14 protein-coding genes are annotated in these 19,293 nt (G+C 70.6%); 3 read left to right on the plus strand and 11 right to left on the minus strand.

Translation table 11 applies throughout. From position 1 onward, the window contains the following. Positions 1-2 precede the first annotated feature (2 nt). Complete coding sequence (locus ACFY93_RS02490; protein WP_391352863.1) at positions 3-1,304, plus strand: YrhB domain-containing protein; 1,302 nt, start codon at positions 3-5, stop codon at positions 1,302-1,304. Between the two features lie 22 nt (positions 1,305-1,326). Here ACFY93_RS02490 and mycP read toward each other — a convergent pair whose 3' ends face one another. From mycP to ACFY93_RS02515, 5 genes are all read right to left on the minus strand, one after another. Then, on the minus strand, positions 1,327-2,673 hold the full coding sequence (mycP, locus tag ACFY93_RS02495; RefSeq protein WP_391352865.1) for a type VII secretion-associated serine protease mycosin: 1,347 nt from the start codon (positions 2,671-2,673) through the stop codon (positions 1,327-1,329). A 25-nt stretch (positions 2,674-2,698) separates the two neighbouring features. Then, positions 2,699-4,216: a translation initiation factor IF-2 gene (locus ACFY93_RS02500; protein WP_391352866.1), complete on the minus strand. Its 1,518-nt coding sequence runs from the start codon at positions 4,214-4,216 to the stop codon at positions 2,699-2,701. Next, positions 4,216-4,749 carry a hypothetical protein gene (locus ACFY93_RS02505; protein ID WP_391352868.1) on the minus strand — a complete coding sequence of 178 codons (534 nt, stop codon included), beginning with the start codon at positions 4,747-4,749 and terminating at the stop codon, positions 4,216-4,218. Before ACFY93_RS02505 ends, ACFY93_RS02500 begins: the two co-directional genes overlap by 1 nt. Before the next feature lie 268 nt (positions 4,750-5,017). After that, positions 5,018-6,079 (minus strand): endo-1,4-beta-xylanase, encoded by a 1,062-nt coding sequence (locus tag ACFY93_RS02510; RefSeq protein WP_391352869.1) that lies wholly within the window; start codon positions 6,077-6,079, stop codon positions 5,018-5,020. A 146-nt stretch (positions 6,080-6,225) separates the two neighbouring features. Continuing rightward, entirely contained in the window at positions 6,226-9,336 is a 3,111-nt protein-coding gene (locus ACFY93_RS02515; protein WP_391352871.1) for a glycosyl hydrolase 115 family protein, read from the minus strand. 203 nt (positions 9,337-9,539) lie between these two features. Here ACFY93_RS02515 and ACFY93_RS02520 point away from each other — a divergent pair, with 203 nt between their 5' ends. Together ACFY93_RS02520 and ACFY93_RS02525 are read left to right on the plus strand one after the other, a co-directional pair. Then, entirely contained in the window at positions 9,540-10,478 is a 939-nt protein-coding gene (locus tag ACFY93_RS02520) for a LysR substrate-binding domain-containing protein (RefSeq protein WP_391352872.1), read from the plus strand. A 371-nt stretch (positions 10,479-10,849) separates the two neighbouring features. After that, positions 10,850-12,232, plus strand: a complete 1,383-nt coding sequence (locus ACFY93_RS02525; protein WP_391352874.1) for an alpha-lytic protease prodomain-containing protein — start codon at positions 10,850-10,852, stop codon at positions 12,230-12,232. A gap of 189 nt (positions 12,233-12,421) precedes the next feature. Here ACFY93_RS02525 and ACFY93_RS02530 read toward each other — a convergent pair whose 3' ends face one another. The 6 genes from ACFY93_RS02530 to ACFY93_RS02555 form a co-directional block, all read right to left on the minus strand. After that, positions 12,422-13,657, minus strand: coding sequence for a hypothetical protein (locus ACFY93_RS02530; RefSeq protein WP_391352875.1), 1,236 nt, complete (start codon positions 13,655-13,657; stop codon positions 12,422-12,424). A 353-nt stretch (positions 13,658-14,010) separates the two neighbouring features. Beyond that, the gene (gene tuf, locus ACFY93_RS02535; RefSeq protein ID WP_093905285.1) at positions 14,011-15,204 is read right to left on the minus strand and encodes an elongation factor Tu; all 1,194 of its coding nucleotides are present in this window, start codon (positions 15,202-15,204) and stop codon (positions 14,011-14,013) included. Positions 15,205-15,348: 144 nt separating this feature from the next. Next, complete coding sequence (gene fusA / locus ACFY93_RS02540) at positions 15,349-17,475, minus strand: elongation factor G (RefSeq protein ID WP_391352877.1); 2,127 nt, start codon at positions 17,473-17,475, stop codon at positions 15,349-15,351. 39 nt (positions 17,476-17,514) lie between these two features. After that, entirely contained in the window at positions 17,515-17,985 is a 471-nt protein-coding gene (gene rpsG / locus ACFY93_RS02545; RefSeq protein WP_003974303.1) for a 30S ribosomal protein S7, read from the minus strand. A 2-nt stretch (positions 17,986-17,987) separates the two neighbouring features. Then, complete coding sequence (rpsL, locus tag ACFY93_RS02550; RefSeq protein ID WP_003948652.1) at positions 17,988-18,359, minus strand: 30S ribosomal protein S12; 372 nt, start codon at positions 18,357-18,359, stop codon at positions 17,988-17,990. A gap of 359 nt (positions 18,360-18,718) precedes the next feature. Beyond that, positions 18,719-19,177 (minus strand): DUF4190 domain-containing protein, encoded by a 459-nt coding sequence (locus tag ACFY93_RS02555; protein WP_391352974.1) that lies wholly within the window; start codon positions 19,175-19,177, stop codon positions 18,719-18,721. Positions 19,178-19,293 lie beyond the last annotated feature (116 nt).

Below are 19,293 nucleotides of genomic sequence, written 5' to 3' on the forward strand. Positions count from 1 at the left end.
CCATGTCTTTCCCAGAACAGCAGGCAACCGCCTGGCTGAACTCCACCTACCGCGGCCTCGTTGAGCTGGCCGTCCCCCATCCGGTGCACGAGTCGACCACGGCCTGGCTCATGGCCTGCCGGACCGTGCGGCACCCCGGTTACGCGGACACCCCCATGCTGGCGGCCTCGGTCGTCGTCCCCAAGGACGGCAGCGCTCCGTTCCACCCGTCGCCAAGCGCGCCGCTGGCCGACCTGGAGCCCGCCCCCTCGTACGAGGCGGGCGTCGCCCGGGTCGAGAACCAGTCACGCAGGATCAACGCGCGCGGCTGTCTCGTCGCCCTGCACTCGGCGATCGGGAAGAGCCCCTCCACCCCGCTGCCCTGGCAGGCCTCGGACGAGGCCCCGGGCTGGTGGAGCAGGCTGATCGGCTGGTACTTCCCGGAGTTCGAGCGAGTACGGGTGGACAGCTGGGACGAGATCGTCGAGGAGGCCGTCAAGACCGGGCCCGACACCCGGGGTGTGGTGTGGGTACGCCGCGAGGTCGGCGGTCAGGAGGCGTCGGGCAACCTCGTCTACGTACACAACAACAAGGGGCAGGTCGTCTTCCTCGACGGACTGACGTCCTCTCTGGCCCAACTGGACACCCGCAACGTGCGCGAACTCGTGTTCGTCCGGGCCGTGCCCGAGGCGCTCCGGCCCCGACGCCGCCCCTGGGAGCGGGAGGCGCACGACTTCGACTCGGCGCTCGTGAAGGCCCGACGGTGGCTGGAGATCACGTACGGAGGCGAGGCCGAGCTGGTCGATCCGGTCGCCACGGACGAGACCCGGCGGGGCTGGGTGTTCTCCTGCGACACCCTGCGGCATCTGCGTCAGGGGCGCTGGCAGGACACCATGCTCGACGCGACTGTGGTCGTTCCCAAGGACGCGGGGGAACCATTCGGACTGCCGAACTCCGATCCCTGGAACTGGCTGGCCCACTGGGACGCCGGCGGGGTCCCCGGAACGGGAGGCTTCCCACCGCCTCCCGCGCCGGGCCGCGCCCACTGGTTCGAACCGACGCTCGCCGAGCTCGGCTCCGTCCTTGCGACATCGGACCACCAGCTCTGGTCCTCGGCCGTGGACGAACTGGCGGCGTTCCCGCCCGGGGCGCGCGCCCTGATCTGGATCCGCCGCACGGACGGCCGGGGCCGCGAGGCGGTGGGCTGGCTGGTCAACGGGCTCACGACGGCGACCGGTGTGATGCTGTTCGACGGCTCGTCCGACAGACCCGTGTCGTTCGACCCGACCGGCGTCCGTGCGCTGCACGTGATCCGGTACCGCTGAGCCTCTGCCGCTGAGCCGTCGTTCAGCGCTCTCCCGGCCCGGACGAGTCGCCGCTCCACCCTGGACCCATGGCCGGTCCGGTCCCCGGCGCGGTGCCAGGAAGGTGCGGTGCCCCATGGGCGGGCATCGGAGGCAGAGCCGCGGGGCGCCGACGTCGGCGGGCGAGGACGAAGGCCGCGGAGACTCCTCCGAGGAGCACCACCGCCCCGGCCCCCAGCGCCACCGGAAGGAGCGCGTTGCCGCTGTCCTCGGACGAGGCCGCGGCGTCGTCGCCCTCCGCCGGAGCACCCGCCGCGCTGGATGCGGAGGCGCTCGCGCGCGGCGCCTTCGAGGCCGCGGCGGCAAGGTCCGGGAGCGGGTAGACGTCGGCCGGGCCCGGGTCGCCGGGGTTCTTCAGGGCGATGCGGGGGCGGACGATGCCGTACCCGATGGAGTCGTTGCGCTCGGCACCGTCCGTGGGCCCGCCGATGGTGTTCAGCATGACCCGGAGGACCTGGTTGTTGGTCCAGTCCGGGTGCTTCGACCAGATGAGGGCGGCACTGGCGGAGGCGAGGGCGGTGGCGTCGCTGGTGCCGTGCGAACGGCAGACACCACTGTCTTCCGCACAGGCTTCGATCATGTCTTCGCCTGGCGCTGCCATGTCCACCTGAGGCCCGAACTCGGATTCGGTGGTCTTACGGAGGTTCCTCCCGACCGCGCCCACCCCGACCACGCCGGGGGTGGCGGCGGGGTACTCGACCCGGTTCGTCTTGTCTCCGCTGTTCCCGACCGCCGCAAAGATCAACGAGCCCTTCTTCAAGGCGTACTCGACTGCCGTGGTCAACTTCTCCGAACCTTGCGTGACACCCATGGAGATGTTGATGACCTGCGCGCCGGCGTCTGCGGCGTAGCGGATCGCCTTCGGCGCGCTCTCGTTGAACTGCTTCTCACTCGCCGCCTGATTGGCCGCGGCTTCTGACTTCGGCATGCGGATGGGCAGGATCTTGGCGCCGGGGGCGAGGCCGAAGGCACCCTGTCCGCCGCCGTAGGCGCCCGTGCCGGCGATCAGACCCGCCATGCCCGTACCGTGACCGTCGTAGTCGGTGTGCGCGTCCCCCGACTGATCCGGTGCCAGATCCCTTCCTGGCAGGATGCGGCCGCTCAAGTCCGGGTTACTCGGATCGACGCCGGTGTCGATCACAGCAACGGTGATGCCCTTGCCGGTGCTCGTCCGCCACATCTGCTCGGCCTTCATGGCATCGAGGAACCACTGCTGATCACGCGTCGACTCCGCGTGGGCCGGTGCTCCTGCGGCACCCACCAGCAACAGGCCAAGGACTGCCGTTGCGGCGGCCCGCCATGACTGGTGCGACATATCGCCGATGAGCATGCGCTTCCTCTCGCCTTCCTCTGCGTCAGTCGATCACAGGCGGTACGACATGGCGACCGTCCTTCTGCCTGGCTTGGCCATCCCCGTCACGGCGACGGGGCTGCTCTCTCCTGCCTTCCGTACGCGGCGGGGATTTCGGCTGTGCCGGACGGGCACCGGTGCTGTTCCTCTGACCGGAGAGCGTCGAGTTGGGCGTACCGCCAGAGATTCCACCACGCGCTCCCGCTGGCTTTCCGTCCGAACCCGAACCCACAGGTGCGGACGGGCGCCCGACCACGGGCCGCTGTTGCTGCGACTTACCGCCGAGGGCACCCCCGTTGGGGACACGGCGGCCGGGAGCTTGCGTCTGCCGGCCCAGCGTCTGCCCCACAGGGCCGGGACCTCCGGCGCGCCCCACCGGGTTGCGAGTCGTCGTGCCCTCGGCACCCACCACCGTGCCGCGCGGGATGGCCCCCAGCGGCCTGCCCACAGGACCTACGCCGGGACGGCCACCGACAACTCCCGTGCTGCCCGGACCACGTCCGAGGTTGGCGCCGGCACCCCCTTGTCCGGGCAGCAGGGGCGACCGGCCAGTCGCCGTTGCACGCCCCGGCCCCGCAGGACCGGCAGGAAGACGCGTACTGCCACCGAACGCCGGGGGTACCTCACCCACTGCCGGACTCACCCTGCCATGCGTCTGACCTGTGTCGGGCAGATTGCTTTGTGCACCCTCTGCGGGGTGCGTGGCCTGCGGCAGCACGGGCGTGGAGTCGATGTCCATATGGGTCGGCGGCAAACTGTCCGCAGCAACAGGGATCTCAGCCAGGGACTCGCCCCGTGACGTGACTCCAGAGTGCACTCCGCGGCTCGCTTCGGAAGCCTCGCCACTCCCAAGTGCCACGGAGTCGGGGCGGGTCGTGGCAGCGGCGACCTGGCCGGTATCACTCTGACGGCCGGCGTCGCTCCGATCGCCACGTCGATTCGCCTCCGGCGGTGCGATCGCCTTCGGCGGCGGCGGGAACTTGGGGCGTTCCAAGTTGTCCAGTTGCGTCGCCGACAGGTCGTACGACTGGCCCAGCTTCGTCATCTGGGCCGCAGCCTCCTGGCGGACCTTTTCCTTGTCCGCCGCCAGGGCCGCCAGTTCCGTCGTGGACTTGTGGGCCACCGTCGCCGCGTCCGGGTCGTTGTGGGCCTCCGTCGCCGCGTCCAGGTTGGCCTGGGCGCCCGGCTTGTCGCGGGGGATGGACGCCTGGGCCGTGACGATCGCGTCCGAGGCGCGGGAGAGCCACGTCGCCGAGTCCTCGCTGAAGTCACCGAGCCGCAGCGTCGCGTTGGCCAGGTCGCCGGTCCACGTGCGGAACGCGTCCGCTCCCTCGCCCTTCCACTCCACCCACTGGGGGCGCACCTTGAGCTCTTCCGCGATCTTGCGGATCTCCTTCGCCGCCGCGACCAGCCGGTCCGCCGCCGCCTGCACCGTGCCGGCGTTCGCCCGGTCCAGCCAGGCGAGCATCTGCTCGTGGCTCATGTCCTCGAAGGACGTGCCGTCACTCCCCTTGCCGGGCATCAGATCGAGCCTCCCGAGTCGCCGCCCGCCGGGGCCTGGTCCGTGGGCTTCTTCGGCAGGCCGGGGTCGTAGGCACCGCCGTAGTGCTCCGTCGTCTCCGCGCTGATCGCCGCCATGCGGTCCCGCACGTCGAGGTCGATGTTCTCGTAGCCCTTGTGTGAGGCCAGCACGGCGATGTTCATGCCCTCCATGGAGTCGGACAGCAGCTTCGACAGGTTCTCCAGTTCGGTGATCACGGTCTCGTAGGAGGTGAAGAGGCCCGTCGCCTGGGTCCACGCTCCGTCCCCGCCGCCGAACTGGTGGCGGGCCAGCGGTTCCTGGCCCACCTCACCCGGGCCCGCCGCCGAGCCCTTCAGGTCGTGGATCAGGTCGTCGACGCGCTTCTGGAACTTCGTGAACGACGACAGCTCCGTCGCCAGGTCAGCGGCGGCGCCCCGCGCCGCGTCGAACACGCCGGAGAACCACGACTCCCCCGACCCCGACCCCGAACCCGCGCCGGACCCCGTCCCGGCTCCGCCCTCGCTTGGCAACACGCCGTCCGTCCTCCTCCCCGTACCGCCCGTGGAGCCGTGGACGACTGCCACGGCCGCTCACGACTCCCCAGTAACTCTAGCTACCGGCAGTGACAGTTCACATCCGGCCCATCGCAGGGAGCGATCAGGGCGGTCGACTTCAGCCAACCGCGCTTTCGGAGGCTGCGCATGAGTGCCCGTACTCACGGGGCGGGGGACGGACATCACGTGAGTCGGCCCGCCCGCCGCGGGAGCGACGGACGGGCCGGAGGGAGTGCCGGGCTCTGTGTCAGTGCCCCGAACGCAGCCCCTGGCGCACCGCCTCGTACGCGGGCTTCCTGACGTAGTCCTCGTCGAGCAGCGTCGCCGCGCCCTCGCCCTCGAAGACGCCGGGGACCCAGGAGTACTTGTCGGTGAAGCCCCACACGGTGAAGGACCTGCAGCCGCGCGTGTCGAGGCAGGCGTCCAGCAGACCGCGGAAGTACGTCGCCTGCGTCGCGAGACCCGTCGCGTCGGCCGGGGTGGGCATCCGGACGTCGACCTCCGTGAAGGCCGTCTGCATGCCCAGGCGGTCGAAGCGGGCGAGGTTGCCGGCGACGTCGGCCGGGAAGCCGTACTGGGTCGACAGGTGGCCCTGGATGCCGAAGCCCTGGACGGGGACGCCCTTCGCTCGCAGCTTCCGGGCCAGCTCGTAGTAGGCCGTCGACTTCGCGTTGACGCCCTCGACGTTGTAGTCGTTGAGGAAGAGCTTCGCCTTCGGGTCGGCCTGGTGGGCCCAGCGGAACGCGTCCTCGATGTAGGAGGGGCCCAGCTTCCGCAGCCAGATCGAGTTCCGCAGCGAGCCGTCCTCCTCGAAGACCTCGTTCACGACGTCCCACTGGTAGATGTTGCCCTTGAAGTGCTTCACCTCGGTGGTGATGTGACGGTGGAGGATGCTCCGCAGCTCCGCCGCGTCGATCGAGCCGTCCTCGACGCCCGTCGTCAGCCAGGCGGGCAGCTGGCTGTGCCAGACGAGCGTGTGGCCGCGTACGGCCTGTCCGTGGTCGCGGGCGAAGCGGACGAGCGTGTCCGCCTGCGCCCAGTCGTACGTGCCGCGCTCGGGCTCCACCGACTCCCACTTCATGACGTTCTCGGCCGTCACCGAGTCGAATTCACGCGCGGTCGTCCTGCGGTACGTGGTGTCGTCGGCCAGCGCGGTCGTGTCCACGGCGGTGCCGATACGGACGTGGTCACGGTGGGCGAGGGCGCGCAGCGGGGCGTCGCCGCCCCCGTGCGCGGAGGCGGCCGGGGCCGCCGTGACCAGCAGCGCCGCGCTCAGCAGTACGGCCGCGGGCATGCGGAAGTGCTTCATGAACGGTTCCTTCGGGGAGTGGTTCTGCGGACAGTGCTTCTGCGGACAGTGGTTCTCGGGCGAGGGCTTCTTCGGTGAGGGGTTCCCCGGCGAGAGGCTCCTCGGAGTAGTCCTCCCGGCAGCGGACGGCTGCGGCGGGGGGTGGGTCAGTGGGCTCGGTGGCTTTCCGGGGGGCCCAGGTATGTCGGCCGCAGGCCGCCCGTGTCGATCACCAGGCGCTGGAGCACGACCGTCGGGTCGACCATCCAGAAGGTGAGGCGGTGGACGCCGGGCCGGGTGAGGGTGTGGCGCGTCGACGTCCGGTTGACGTTGTCGGAGGTGTTGCGGGCCCACTGCTTGTTCATCGTGCCGTCGTCCGCGCCGGTCGCCGCGTGGATGTCGACGGTCCGCGGGGTGTCGTCGTCGAAGGAGACCGCGTACCGCAGGCCACCGGTGGGCAGGGCCGGGTTGCGGGGCGAGAGGTGGGCCCAGACGGTGACCGGTCCCGGCGACGCCAGGCTGACCTCGTACTCCAGACGCGGTGACGTCCTGCGGCCGGGTGTCTGCGGGGCCGCGGTCACCAGGGCGGGGGTCATGCCCGCGCCCGTGCGGCCGATGCGGTCGATGCGCTGCCACGCGCCGACCGAGCGCGAGTGGTGGGCCGCGTCGATGGCGACGTGGCCGCCCACCTCGACGAAGCCGCGCAGCGCGCGCAGGTCGCGGACTGACGGGTGCTCAGCGACCGCCTTGATCCTCACGGTGGTGCCGGCGCCCCGCACGGTGATCTCGCCCTCCGACCGGCCCGACGGCGCCTTCGCCCAGTCCGCCCTCACCGTGAGCCGCACCTGCCCGCCGACCCGGCCGCGCGGACGGTCGACGACCAGCCACGGGTCGGACGTCCCGACGTGATAGTCGAAGTGGCGGGTGCCGCGGTTGAACAGCTCGATGTACGGCGCGGGCCCCGTCCGGTGCGGGCTGAGCGTCGGCAGTACGGCGTCCCCGGAGGCGTGCGGCCACCACTCCCGCGAGCCCTCCACCGCCACGCCCAGCTCGGCCACCGCCGGCACCTCGATGCGCTTGACGGCGGGGAAGAGGACGTCGGGCAGGGCGACGTTGTCGATCTCCGGCTGCTGCCAGGGCGCGTTCGGGCCGTAGCGCTCGACGTCGCCGTAGTCGATGTGCGGCTGGGTCTGGAAGCCGCGCCACTTGCCGTCGGCGACACGCTCGTCGAAGCGCGCGGCCAGGGACTGGTCGCGGCGCAGTCCGGCCTCCGCGGCGTCCGCCCGGTCGTTCGTCGCCGCCCTGCCCTGGGCCGCGTACCGGAGGTTGGTGAACTCGTCCTCGCGCAGCGCGTACAGGTTGGCGGTGGCGGTGACCTCGTACCCGACCAGCTCGTACCAGGCGTCCTGCGAGGACGCCGGCAGGCGGCGGGCGATCCGGTCCGCGTCCCTGGCCAGCCGGCGCCACTCGTCGGTGACCTGTTCGAGCTCGCGGCCGTAGAAGGGGGTCTCCTGGTCGTCGTACACGACCTCCGAACCGTCCAGTGTGATCCGGCGGTTGAGCAGCTCGGGCTTGCGGCGCGACTGGAGCTGTCCGTACGTGGCGAGGACCTCGGCGATGGCGTCGGCGTGCTCGGCTCCGAAGTTCTGCCGGGCGTAGCGCCGTTCCCATTCACCGAGTCTGCCGAGGGGCAGGCGGTCGGGGTTCCAGGCGTAGTCGAGGAAGAACTCGGTGGGCAGTTCGTTGCCCTTCAGGTCGCCGACGTTGGTGACCCACAGGCCGTGGTTGCCGTAGGCGTGGGCCTGCCGCAGCTGGTCCCACATATTGGGCAGGGAAGTGGTGTCGACCCACTTGTAGTTGCGGCCGACGCCCACGTAGTCGAAGTGGTAGTAGAGGCCGTATCCGCTGTCCCGGGCGGGCTCTGCGGGGTCGGGGTGCTTGCGGATGTTGCCCCAGTTGTCGTCGGTCAGGACGACCGTGACGTCGTCCGGGGCACGCAGTCCGCGGTCCCAGTACCGCTGGACCTCTTTGTAGAGCGTCCACACCTGCGGGATGTCGGAGAGCTTCTTACCGGTCTCCTCCACGAGGATCGAGCGCTGGGTGTCGATGATCTCCCGCATGAGGTCGACGCCGTCGCCGTCCGGCAGGCTCGTGTCGCCGTTGCCGCGCATGCCGAGGGTGACCACACCCTCGAAGTCCTGGTCCACCATCCGGCGGATGCCGTCGCGCCAGTACTGCTTGATCGCGTCGGCGTTGCGGCGGAACGACCACTCCCCCGTGCCGCCGTACGGGTCATGGCCCGGCGTGACGATCTCGCCGTCGGCGTCGCGCACGGCGGCGACGGCGTGCCGGTTCCACTCCTCGATGCCCCGCATCATGGGCGCCTCATGGGACGTGCCCATGACAATCCCGTACTCCTTGGCGCGCGCGTGGTTCTCCGCGTCGTCCTCGGCGAAGGCGCGGCCCCACACGGCGGGCCAGAGATAGTTCGCCTTCAGCCGCAGCAGGACCTCGAAGACCTTGGCGTAGAAGTCCGCGTTGAAGCCTCCGGGGAAACCGTCGGCCTTTCCGGGCCCGAAGTACTCGGGCGCCCAGGTGCCGAGCGCCGGGTTCTCGTCGTTGATGAAGATCCCGCGGTACTTCACGACGGGCGTGCCCTGGGTGTGCCGGCCCGCAAGGACGTGGATCTCCTCCCGGTGGACCGGGCGCACGTCGTCCCACCAGTACCAGGGCGATACCCCGATGCCGTACGACAGGTCGTACGCCCCGAAGATCGTGCCGCGCGGGTCGCTGCCCGCGATGACGAACGCGCGGTCGACGCCGGGCATCGGCCGCTCGACCACGGTCTGCAGCGAGGTCTCCCACTTGCCGGCGATCCCGTCGACGTCGAGCTTGCCTGCCGCGACCAGGCCGTCGATCAGCGGGCTCCGGCCCAGGGTGCCGACGAGGACGACCTCACGCGCCTTCCGTGCGCCGGGGCGCACGCCGGTGACCCGCTCGATGTCCGCCCGCAGGTCCCCGACCGCCCGCACGACGCCCGGATGATCCTTGGCGCTGACCACGACGGGAACCGCCCGGCCGCCTCGGACCAGCGTGAACGCGCCCGCCCGCGGCGTGAAGGAGACGTACGCCCCCGCGTCGGTGGTCCGCAGACCTCCGTCGGCCGACGCCCCGGCCCCCGCCCCCGCCTCCGCCCGCGCGGTGCCCGCGAGCACCGGCACCGCGGCGAGCCCGGCCCCCGTTCCCAGCACGGTCCTCCGGCTGAGGTCTCCAGACATGCCACACCCTCCGTCCGCTCGACGGGCACCGCTGACGGCACCCCCGAGATCAATTTGCTCAGCGGCATGACAAATAGTGGGGCGAGGGTCCCGCGGGAACAATGGGGCGAGCGCGCCGAATAGTTTCGGAGTCCCGGGCGTGTCGTTCAAGTGGTCCATACCAAACCCTTGCCGCCCGGCCGTTCCGGCTTCAAGCTCCCCTCATGGAGCTGGAGTTGCGGCATCTCAAGACGATCCGGGCCATCGCCGAGGCGGGCAGCCTGACCAGGGCGGCGACCGTACTCGGACTCGCGCAGCCCGCGTTGAGCGCACAGCTCAGGCGGATCGAACGGGCCCTCGGCGGCACACTGTTCGAACGCGGTCGGCACGGGGTGCGGGTCACCGCGCTGGGCGAGCTGGTCCTGGAGCGCACCAGGATCGTGCTGCCCGCGGTGACCGAACTCCAGCGGGAGGCGACCCGGTTCGCCCGCACCCGGCACGAGACCGAACGGCTGCGGCTCGGCGGCACGCACGGTCCCCTGCTGGGCGCGCTGGTCGACCGCCTGGCCGACGCCGCGCCCGGCGCCACGGTGACCACCCGCGCCTCCTGGTCCGAGCGCGAACTCGCCGGACTGCTCGCCGAGGGGCGCCTCGACTTCGCCCTCGCCGGGACCTGCGGCTCGGCCGAACCGCCCGGCGCCGAGCACCTCGTCTGGCGGGAGATCGCCGTCGACCCCGTCTTCGTCATGCTCCCCGACGGACACCCCCTCACCGGCGGGCGCGAGGCCGACCTCATCGAACTGGCGGACGAGGAGTGGGCCTGCGTGCCCGGCGACGGCTGCTTCGCCGACTGCTTCACCGCGGCGTGCGCCCGCGCCGGGTTCGCCCCGCGCCGCATGTACGAGACGGACATCGCCTCCTGCGTCCACCTGGTCCAGGTCGGCCGGGCGGTGGGGCTGTGCCGGGCGACGTTCCCGCCCACGCCGGGCATCACCACCCGGCCGCTGACCGGCTCACCGCTGGTCTGGCGGCATCTGCTGGGCTGGCATCCGGCGACGCAGGAGGCGGGCACCGCCGCGACCGTCCTCGCCGAGGCCCGCACGGCCCACGCGGGCGCGGCGGCCCGCAGCGACAGCTACGCCGACTGGCTCGCGGCCCAGTGACCCCACCGGGCCAGTGACCCCACCGGGCACGGGCAGCACATCGGCCCGGCGGGCCCCCGGCTCGGCTCGCACCCGTCACTCGTCGCCTGTTCGTTCGTCCGTCCGTTCGCTCGTCGCCCGGCGCCCCTGTCGTCCGGCGCCCCGCGGTGACCGAGCACCGGCCCCCGGCAGCCACCGGCCCCGGCACGCGCCGTCCGCGGCCCCCACCCCTCCGCCGCCCCGCCCTTCCATAACACCGTGCAGGGGGCCGGCCGGTGTCTGCCCCTCCTCCCGGATCCCTCCCTACGGTTTCGGCACCTCCCCCACCGCGACACCGCGACACCGCGACCCGAGACCGAGACCGAGACCCGAGACCGACCGAGGAGATCCCCATGCTCCAGCGACACACCAGAGCCGTGTGCGCCGCCATGACCGCGACAGGAGCCCTGCTCCTGACCGGCCTCAGCGGCTCGGCGAACGCCGGGACGGCGGACTCGGACTCCGCTCCACCCCGGGTGCCCGCCGCCGCCGAGACGCTGCGCACCGCCGACACGACCGGTGCCGTACTGGACGCCATGCGGCGCGACCTCGGCCTCGGCCGCGGGCAGGCCGAGCGGCGGCTGGCGAACGAGGCGGAGGCGGGTGCCACGGCGGGGAGGCTGCGGGCCGCGCTGGGCACCGGCTTCGCCGGCGCCTGGGTGCGCGGCGCCGAGTCGGACACGTTGACCGTGGCCACCACCGACGCCGCCGACGTACCGGCGATCGAGGCGAGGGGCGCCCACGCCACCGTCGTGGACCACTCCCTCGCCGCGCTGGACGCGGCCAAGGCACGCCTCGACCGGGCGGCCCGGCACACCCCGACCGCCGACGCCCCCGTCTGGTACGTCGACGTGCGCGGCAACACCGTGGTGGTCGAGGCCGTCCGGCCCGCCGCCGCACGCGCGCTGCTGACGGCCGCGGGCGTCGAGCGTGACCTCGTACGGGTGAGGAAGTCCGCCGAGCGGCCCCGCCCGCTCTACGACCTGCGGGGCGGCGACGCGTACTACATCAACGGCAGCACCCGCTGCTCGATCGGCTTCCCGGTCACCCGCGGCGCCCAGCAGGGCTTCGCCACCGCCGGCCACTGCGGCCGGGCCGGCAGCAGCACCACGGGCTCCAACCAGGTGGCCCAGGGCACCTTCCAGGCGTCGGTGTTCCCCGGCAACGACATGGCCTGGGTGGCCGCCAACTCCAACTGGACGGCGACCCCGTACGTCAACCAGGGCGGCCAGAACGTCCAGGTGGCCGGGTCGGCCCAGGCGACCGTCGGCGCCTCGGTGTGCCGCTCCGGGTCCACGACCGGCTGGCACTGCGGGACGGTCCAGCAGCTGAACACCAGCGTGACGTACCAGGAGGGCACGGTCTCCGGCGTCACCCGCACCTCGGTCTGCGCCGAGCCCGGTGACTCGGGCGGCTCCTTCATCTCCGGCAGCCAGGCGCAGGGCGTCACCTCGGGCGGTTCGGGCGACTGCTCCAGCGGCGGGACCACGTTCTTCCAGCCGGTCAACCCGATCCTGGGCGCCTACGGCCTCACCCTCAAGACCACCACCGGCCCCGGTGACCCGGGCGACCCTGGCGATCCCGGTGAGCCGGGCGGTACCTGGGCGGCCGGCACCGTCTACCAGGCGGGCGACCAGGTGACGTACGGCGGTGCCACGTACCGCTGTCTCCAGGGTCACCAGGCGCAGCCGGGCTGGCAGCCGCCGAACGTACCGGCACTGTGGCAGCGCGTCTGAGCGGCCGCTGACCACCGCTCTCCAGACCGGCCGGACCCGGGTGCGCCGAGGGGAGACCCGGGTCCGGTCTTCACCCACGTCCGGCGCAGGGCCGCGCCCCGCTCATGGACCGCGTCCGGCGCAGGGCCGTGTCCCGCTCAGGAACCGCGCCCCGCTCAGGAACCGCATCCGGCGCAAAGCCGCATCCGCTCAGGTACGGCTGGTCGTCCCGCAGTCGCCCTCTTCCGAGCCGTCTGCCCTCAGGGAGTCGCTGCGGTCGTACGGGTCCTCCGCCGCGCCGCTGGCCCCTCCCCCGACGGGCGCGTCGCCCGGGAAGACGGGGTGGAACCAGCCGTCGTCGATGCCGCACTCGTCGTTGAAGTACTCGGCGTCGTACTCCTCGAGCAGCAGCTTGTCCTTGGTCGCGATCCACTTGCGGGGGTCCGCCACGGTCATGGTCAGCTCACGGCGGACGATCGTGCGCGCCACCCGGTCGTCGTCCCCGTCCGCCATGACCAGCGGATAGACGAACGTGTAGTCGGCGTGCACACGCACCTCGCCCGGGCGGCCCGCCTCGAACGACATGCGCCCGCGCACCTTGACCACGTTCCCCACCGGGCGGACGTCGTCGGCGTCGAAACGGCTGATCAGCATCTTGGGGTCGTGCTCGCGGTCCGGGTCGCGCAGCGAGCGCCGCACGTCGTCGAGCAGGTCCGGCTGCTTCGGGTCGAGGAGGGAGAGCGCCTCCTTCGGCCGGCCGCCGCGCAGGACGGCCGGGTCCAGGTTGGTGGCGACCAGGAACTCCTTGACGTGGCGCAGGGCGAGAGCCACGTCTCCCTTGCTCAGTCCGCCTGCGGCCTTGGCCTCCGGCACCTCGATGGCGTCCGCGCCCTCGGCCCAGGCGCGGGCGGGCGAGCCGAGGAACGGCTGCTCCGGCGTGGGCTGCCGGTTCGGAGCCTCACCCGGAGCGCCGGACGGCCGGGCCGTCTCGGCGGCCAGAGGAGGCGGGGCGGAGGCGGAGTCGGGGCCGGGCTGCGCGCCCAGCAGCAGCGACGGCCGTATGGCGAGGACGGCGAGGACGACGGCCACCGCCACACCGAGCGCCGACAGCAGCCCGCGCCGCACGCCGCGCCGCTTGCCGTTCATCTCCTGCCACGCGGGACCGGTGCGCCAGCCCGGCGGGGTCCACTGCTGCGGTGCCCGGTCCTTCTTCCGGCCCCACCGGCGCCCGCGTCCGCCGCGCCCCTCCGGCGCCGTCGCCGTCTCGTCCGCCTCCCGCAGCCTGCGGGTCACCATCCGCGCCCGTGCCGACGGCTCCTTCGGCGGCGGTGCGCCCCCGCCCGACTCGGCGTCCCGCAGGAACGCCTCCAACTGCTCGTCGGTTATGGACGGCGGCTCCTCGCCGGATCTCTCGTCGGGCTGCTCGGGCGGCGGGACGGTACTCACGGGCTCACTCTCTCCAGATGACCACGGCAACGTTTCCGCAGGCACACAGGCGTTGGACAGAGCCGTATACGACCCGTGATCGAACCGGTACTGCTTCAAGATCGGACGGATACGCCGAACGGGTCACAGGACACGCGCGCGACCGTGAGGCGCCCGCCGTCCCCGCGGCATGAACGGGGCGCACGGACCGTCCCCGCGGCGCGCACGGGATGTGTGGACCGGCCCCGCGGCATGCACCAGGGACGTGGACCGTCCCCCGGGCACGCGAAAGGGCCCGCACGACCGAAGTCGTACGGGCCCTCTCAGCTGCTCTGGAAGGAGCTACCGGATGAACCGGGTCACGCGATCAGCAATTACTTGTTGATCTTGGTGACCTGGCCGGCGCCCACGGTCCGGCCACCCTCACGGATGGCGAACTTCAGGCCCTCTTCCATGGCGACGGGCTGGATGAGCTCGACCTTCATCTCAGTGTTGTCGCCCGGCATGACCATCTCCGTGCCCTCGGGGAGGGTCACAACACCGGTCACGTCAGTCGTACGGAAGTAGAACTGCGGACGGTAGTTGTTGAAGAACGGCGTGTGGCGGCCACCCTCGTCCTTGGACAGGATGTAGGCCTGGGCCTCGAACTCGGTGTGCGGCGTGACCGAACCGGGCTTGATGATGACCTGGCCGCGCTCGACGTCCTCGCGCTTGATGCCACGGAGGAGCAGACCGACGTTCTCACCGGCCTGGCCCTCGTCGAGCAGCTTGCGGAACATCTCGATGCCGGTGACCGTGGTGGTGGTCTTCTCCTGCTTGATGCCCACGATGTCGACGGTCTCGTTGACCTTCAGGACACCACGCTCGATACGGCCGGTGACGACCGTACCGCGACCGGTGATCGTGAAGACGTCCTCGATCGGCATGAGGAACGGCTTGTCGACGTCACGCTCGGGCTGCGGGATGTTCTCGTCGACGGCCTTCATCAGGTCGAGGACGGACTGGCCCCACTCCTTGTCGCCCTCAAGGGCCTTGAGCGCCGAGACCTTGACGACCGGCAGGTCGTCGCCCGGGAACTCGTACTCGGAGAGGAGCTCACGAACCTCGAGCTCGACGAGCTCCAGGATCTCCTCGTCGTCCACCATGTCGGCCTTGTTCAGGGCGACGACGATGTAGGGAACACCGACCTGGCGGGCCAGGAGCACGTGCTCCTTGGTCTGCGGCATCGGGCCGTCGGTGGCGGCGACCACGAGGATGGCGCCGTCCATCTGCGCCGCACCCGTGATCATGTTCTTGATGTAGTCCGCGTGACCGGGGCAGTCGACGTGGGCGTAGTGACGCGTCTCGGTCTGGTACTCGACGTGCGCGATGGAGATGGTGATACCGCGCTGGCGCTCCTCAGGAGCCTTGTCGATCTGGTCGAAGGCCGAGGCCTCGTTCAGGTCCGGGTACGCGTCGTGCAGCACCTTGGTAATGGCGGCCGTGAGGGTCGTCTTACCGTGGTCGATGTGACCGATGGTGCCGATGTTGACGTGCGGCTTAGTCCGCTCGAACTTCGCCTTCGCCACTGGGGTCCTCCTGAGAGTGGTTCTGGTACGCCTTACTCATCGGCGCCAGGTGATCTTTGCTGGGGTGCCGGCCGCCGGGGTCGTCTCCGGTGGGGATCGAACCCCGGCGGTCGGTGTCAAGCCTAAGGCGTGGAACGCGGTGCGTTACTCGCCCTTGGCCTTCGCGATGATCTCCTCGGCGACGTTCCGCGGAACCTCGGCGTAGGAGTCGAACTGCATCGAGTAGCTTGCGCGACCCGAGGTCTTGCTGCGGAGGTCTCCGACGTAGCCGAACATCTCCGAGAGGGGCACCAGACCCTTGACGATCCGGGCACCCATCCGCTCCTCCATGGCCTGAATCTGACCACGGCGGGAGTTGATGTCGCCGATGACCTCACCCATGTAGTCCTCGGGCGTGGTGACCTCGACGGCCATCATCGGCTCGAGCAGCACGGGGCTGGCCTTGCGCGCGGCCTCCTTGAAGGCCTGCGAACCGGCGATCTTGAACGCGAGCTCGGAGGAGTCGACCTCGTGGTAGGCGCCGTCGAGGAGCGTGACGCGGACGCCCGTCATCTCGTAGCCGGCCAGGATGCCGAACTGCATGGCCTCCTGCGCACCGGCGTCCACCGAAGGGATGTACTCCTTCGGGATGCGGCCACCGGTGACCTTGTTCACGAACTCGTACGACGCGTCGCCGCCCGAGATCGGCTCGATCGCGATCTGCACCTTGGCGAACTGACCGGTACCACCGGTCTGCTTCTTGTGGGTGTAGTCCACGCGCTCGACGGTCTTGCGGATCGTCTCACGGTAGGCGACCTGCGGCTTGCCGACGTTGGCCTCGACCTTGAACTCACGGCGCATGCGGTCGACGAACACCTCGAGGTGCAGCTCGCCCATACCGCCGATGATGGTCTGGCCGGTCTCCTCGTCCGAGTGGACCTGGAAGGAGGGGTCCTCCTCGGCCAGGCGCTGGATCGCGACGCCGAGCTTCTCCTGGTCGCCCTTGGACTTGGGCTCGATGGCGACCTCGATGACCGGCGCCGGGAAGTCCATGGACTCCAGGATGACCGGGTTCTTGTCGTCGGACAGCGTCTCACCGGTGGTGGTCTGCTTCAGGCCCATGACGGCGACGATGTCACCGGCGCCCACCGACTCGATCTCCTCACGCTTGTTGGCGTGCATGCGATAGATCTTGCCGATGCGCTCCTTGCGGCCCTTGACCGAGTTCAGCACCGCGGTGCCGGACTCCAGGCGGCCGGAGTACACCCGGACGAAGGTGAGCTTGCCGAGGTGCGGGTCGCTCATGATCTTGAACGCGAGGGCGGACAGTGGCTCGTCCTCGGACGGCTTGCGCTTGACCACGACCTCGGGGTCCTTGACGTCGTGGCCCTCGATGGCCTCGACGTCGAGCGGGGTCGGGAGGTAGCGCACGACCGCGTCGAGCAGGGGCTGGACGCCCTTGTTCTTGAACGCGGTGCCACAGAACACCGGGGTGACCGTGGTGTCGCTGGACTTGCCGGACGCGATGGTGATGCGACGGATCGCGGCGTACAGCTGCTCCTCGGTGGGCTCCTGGCCCTCCAGGTACAGCTCCATGATCTCTTCGTCGTTCTCCGCGACGGCCTCGACCAGCTTGGCGCGCCATTCCTCGGCGGCCTCGGTGTGCGTGGCCGGGATGTCGACGACGTCGTACATCTCGCCCTTGGCGGCCTCGGCGGACCACACGAGCGCCTTCATGCGGACCAGGTCCACGACGCCCTTGAAGTCGGCCTCGGCGCCGATCGGAAGCTGCATGACCAGCGGCTGCGCACCAAGGCGGTCCGAGATCATGTCGACGCAGCGGTGGAACTCGGCACCCGTGCGGTCCAGCTTGTTGACGAAGCAGATGCGCGGGACGCCGTAACGGTCGGCCTGACGCCACACCGTCTCGGACTGGGGCTCGACACCGGCGACACCGTCGAACACCGTCACGGCACCGTCGAGCACACGCAGGGAACGCTCCACCTCTACGGTGAAGTCGACGTGCCCCGGGGTGTCGATGATGTTGATGGTGTAGTCGTTGTCCTCGAGCGGCCAGTGACAGGTGGTGGCAGCAGAGGTGATCGTGATGCCACGCTCCTGCTCCTGCTCCATCCAGTCCATCGTCGCGGCGCCGTCGTGAACCTCACCGATCTTGTACGAGACACCGGTGTAGAACAGGATCCGCTCGGTGGTCGTCGTCTTGCCCGCGTCGATGTGGGCCATGATCCCGATGTTGCGGACCTTGGCCAGGTCAAGTGAAGTGGTAGCCATAAGGCTTCGGTCTTCTCTCGGTCTCGATGGGGTCTGCGACTACCAGCGGTAGTGCGCGAAGGCCTTGTTGGACTCGGCCATCTTGTGGGTGTCCTCGCGCTTCTTCACGGCCGCACCGAGGCCGTTCGAGGCGTCGAGAAGCTCGTTGAGCAGACGCTCGGTCATGGTCTTCTCGCGACGGGCGCGGGAGTAACCGACCAGCCAGCGCAGCGCCAGCGTGTTGGCGCGACCGGGCTTGACCTCGATCGGCACCTGGTAGGTGGCGCCACCGACACGGCGGGACTTGACCTCGAGGGTCGGCTTGATGTTCTCGAGCGCGCGCTTCAGCGTGATGACCGGGTCGTTGCCGGTCTTCTCGCGCAGGCCCTCCATGGCGCCGTACACGATGCGCTCGGCGGTGGAGCGCTTGCCGTTCAGCAGCACCTTGTTGATCAGGGAGGTGACAAGAGGAGAACCGTAGACCGGGTCGATGATGACCGGGCGCTTCGGGGCGGGGCCCTTACGAGGCATTCTTACTTCTCCTTCTTGGCGCCGTAGCGGCTGCGGGCCTGCTTGCGGTTCTTGACACCCTGGGTGTCGAGCGAACCACGGATGATCTTGTAGCGAACACCCGGCAGGTCCTTCACACGGCCGCCGCGCACGAGCACGATGGAGTGCTCCTGCAGGTTGTGTCCCTCACCCGGAATGTAAGCAGTGACCTCGATCCCGCTGGTCAGACGCACACGCGCGACCTTACGCAGGGCCGAGTTCGGCTTCTTCGGGGTGGTCGTGAACACACGCGTGCAGACGCCACGACGCTGGGGCGAACCCTCGAGCGCGGGCGTCTTGTTCTTCTCGACCTTGTCCTGCCGGCCCTTCCGGACCAGCTGCTGGATCGTAGGCACTACTTCTCCGGTTTCTGTGTGCCGAATGGTGAAGCTAACCTGGAACATCTCCGACCCACGCGGTCGGGTGTGTCGAATACTGCGGACTTCCGCACGAGGCGAGAAGGGCGCAGATCACGGTGGCCGGTTACGGCTCGCCTCGCGGTTGAAGGCACGCACGCGAGCCAGGGCACACCCCAGGCACAAGGTCTGAGCGTACCTACCTCATTGCCTGCGGTCAAAACAACTCCGGCACACCCGGCCGCCACCTGCCCGGGGTACCGGATCCGCTGGTCGACGCGGGGCGCGCGCACAGCCCGTCGCGCCTCCTCCGCGCGCTGCACGGGGCCGGTCGCAGGGGGCCGCACTGGCCCGCACGGCTACCTGGACATCAATACCACGGCGATCACGAACAGCGTCCAGCCCGCGATGGACAGCCAGCCCAGGATCAGGCCGGCGACCGCGAAGCCGTCGCCCCCCTGGCCCGTGCGGCGTATCTCGGAGCGGGCCGTGTGACCCAGCACCACCGCGGGGATGCCGGTCAGCCCCGCCGTCATCGTGGTCAGGATGCCGCACACCAGGGCGCCCACGGCCTTGCCGTTGTTGGGCGGCGGCACCGGTGCCGGCAGAAACGCGCGCGGCACGGGGGCCACGGCGTACTGCACAGGGAGCGGGCCCTGCGGCAGGTCGGCGACGAGCAGCCCGAGCTCCCCCACCGTCCGCGCCTCGTACGCCCGCGTGACGCGCTTCTCCAGCTCCGCCTGCTGCAGCCGCCCCTCACTGAACCCCGCTCTGAGCACGTCGACCGCGCGCTCGCGGTCCGCGTGGGACGCGAGCATCGACGAGCCGTCCTGCGCGTTCTGCCCGCTCCACGGCTGCCACGGTGTCGGGTACGTCACGGAATACCTCCCCCGGCGGCGGTATGGCCTCCATCATCTCCAAACGCACCCTGATG

It is taken from the genome of Streptomyces sp. NPDC008313, assembly GCF_042956125.1.
Taxonomy (GTDB): domain Bacteria; phylum Actinomycetota; class Actinomycetes; order Streptomycetales; family Streptomycetaceae; genus Streptomyces.

What these genes read in the sequence shown, in the direction of transcription:
- ACFY93_RS02490 (WP_391352863.1), top strand. Translation starts at nt 3, where the DNA reads ATGTCTTTCCCAGAACAGCAGGCAACCGCCTGGCTGAACTCCACCTAC.
- rpsG (WP_003974303.1), bottom strand. Translation starts at nt 17,985, where the DNA reads ATGCCTCGTAAGGGCCCCGCCCCGAAGCGCCCGGTCATCATCGACCCG.
- fusA (WP_391352877.1), bottom strand. Translation starts at nt 17,475, where the DNA reads ATGGCTACCACTTCACTTGACCTGGCCAAGGTCCGCAACATCGGGATC.
- ACFY93_RS02555 (WP_391352974.1), bottom strand. Translation starts at nt 19,177, where the DNA reads ATGCTCGCGTCCCACGCGGACCGCGAGCGCGCGGTCGACGTGCTCAGA.
- ACFY93_RS02500 (WP_391352866.1), bottom strand. Translation starts at nt 4,216, where the DNA reads ATGCCCGGCAAGGGGAGTGACGGCACGTCCTTCGAGGACATGAGCCAC.
- ACFY93_RS02520 (WP_391352872.1), top strand. Translation starts at nt 9,540, where the DNA reads ATGGAGCTGGAGTTGCGGCATCTCAAGACGATCCGGGCCATCGCCGAG.
- ACFY93_RS02525 (WP_391352874.1), top strand. Translation starts at nt 10,850, where the DNA reads ATGCTCCAGCGACACACCAGAGCCGTGTGCGCCGCCATGACCGCGACA.
- ACFY93_RS02510 (WP_391352869.1), bottom strand. Translation starts at nt 6,079, where the DNA reads ATGAAGCACTTCCGCATGCCCGCGGCCGTACTGCTGAGCGCGGCGCTG.
- mycP (WP_391352865.1), bottom strand. Translation starts at nt 2,673, where the DNA reads ATGCTCATCGGCGATATGTCGCACCAGTCATGGCGGGCCGCCGCAACG.
- ACFY93_RS02515 (WP_391352871.1), bottom strand. Translation starts at nt 9,336, where the DNA reads ATGTCTGGAGACCTCAGCCGGAGGACCGTGCTGGGAACGGGGGCCGGG.